Source organism: Streptomyces sp. NPDC102437 (assembly GCF_044765565.1).
Classification (GTDB): Bacteria; Actinomycetota; Actinomycetes; order Streptomycetales; family Streptomycetaceae; genus Streptomyces.
In genome coordinates, this window is the sequence record NZ_JBIWKI010000176.1 from 1 (window position 1) to 1,300 (window position 1,300).

At 67.5% G+C, this 1,300-nt stretch carries 1 protein-coding gene; it reads right to left on the minus strand.

The annotated features are described in order from the left end of the window. Positions 1-29: 29 nt before the first annotated feature. Positions 30-1,234 (minus strand): IS3 family transposase gene (locus ACIRJP_RS42690; RefSeq protein ID WP_404186653.1). Its coding sequence is split into 2 segments (ribosomal slippage): positions 30-943 and positions 943-1,234, totalling 1,206 coding nucleotides; the frame shifts between segments, so codons are not numbered across the junction. Positions 1,235-1,300: the final 66 nt, after the last annotated feature.

A 1,300-nucleotide genomic window follows, 5' to 3' on the forward strand; every position in this document is an offset into this window, starting at 1 on the left:
GGGCCTTGACCCCGAATCCTGGACACGAGTTATGCGGCTGGTGCCAGCGTAGTTGGTGTGTGTTGGAGGGCGTTCTCGAAGGCGATCGGTGATCGTTGTCCGAGGCGTGAGTGTCGGCGTCGGGTGTTGTAGCGGTGGAGCCATCGGAAGGCGTCGAGTCGGGCCTCGCGCTCGTCTGGCCAGCTCTTTCGCCCTTGCAGAGTCTCGCGTTTGAAGGTCGCGTTGAAGGACTCGGCGAGTGCGTTGTCCGCGCTGGAGCCGACCGCGCTCATGCTCTGCCGGACTCCTGCTGACCTGCAGGCTTCGGCGAATATCCTGCTCGTGTACTGGGCTCCGTGGTCGGTGTGCATGATCGATCCGGCGAGGCTGCCGCGGGTCTGGACAGCCGCGGCCAGGGCGTCGGTGACGAGGTCCGTGCGCATGTGATCCGCGATCGCCCATCCGGCCAGACGTCGCGATGCGAGGTCGATGACGGTCGCCAGATAGCAGAACTTCCCGCCCCCGATGGGCAGGTAGGTGATGTCACCGACGTACTTCGTGTTCGGGGCCTGGGCGGTGAAATCGCGGCCGATCAGGTCGGGCGCCCTGGCCGCGGCAGGGTCGGGGACGGTGGTGCGGTGCCGACGACGCAACCGGACCCCTTCGATCCCGAACGACCGCATGATCTTCGCGACCCGCTTGTGATTGACCGCCTCTCCGCTCGCCTCGCGGAGCTCGGCGGTGATCCTCGGGGCTCCGTAGGTGCCGTCCGATTCCTGATGGACGGCCCGTATCCGGACAGCCAGCTTCGCGTCGGCCGCCTGCCGGGCGGCCCGGTCCGCGGCCGTCCGGCGCCAGTAGTAGAAGCTCGAGCGGGCGACGCCGAGGATGCTGCAGAGCCGCTTCACGCCGTAACGGCGCTGGAGGTCGGCGACACACTGGAAGCGGTTCACCAGCGCGTCTCCCCGGCGAAATACTTCGCCGCTTTGCGCAGGATCTCGCGCTCCTCCTCCAGCTCACGGACCTTCTTCCGCAGAGCCGCGTTCTCCGCTTCCAGCGGGGTCGGCGGCTGGGCCGGTTCCTGCGTCCGGCGTCCCCGGGGACGACTCACGCCGGCTGCCCTCACCCAGTTCCGGAGCGTCTCCGGGTTGATCCCCAGATCGGCGGCGACCGCCCTGATCGTCGTCTCTGGCCGCGACTCGTACAGCGCGACCGCGTCCGCCTTGAACTCCGGCGGGTAGTTCTTCATGACCACGAGATGTCCGTTCTCAGATCCTCAGGATCCAGTGTCTCGTGTGTCCAACATCCGGGGTCAAGGCCC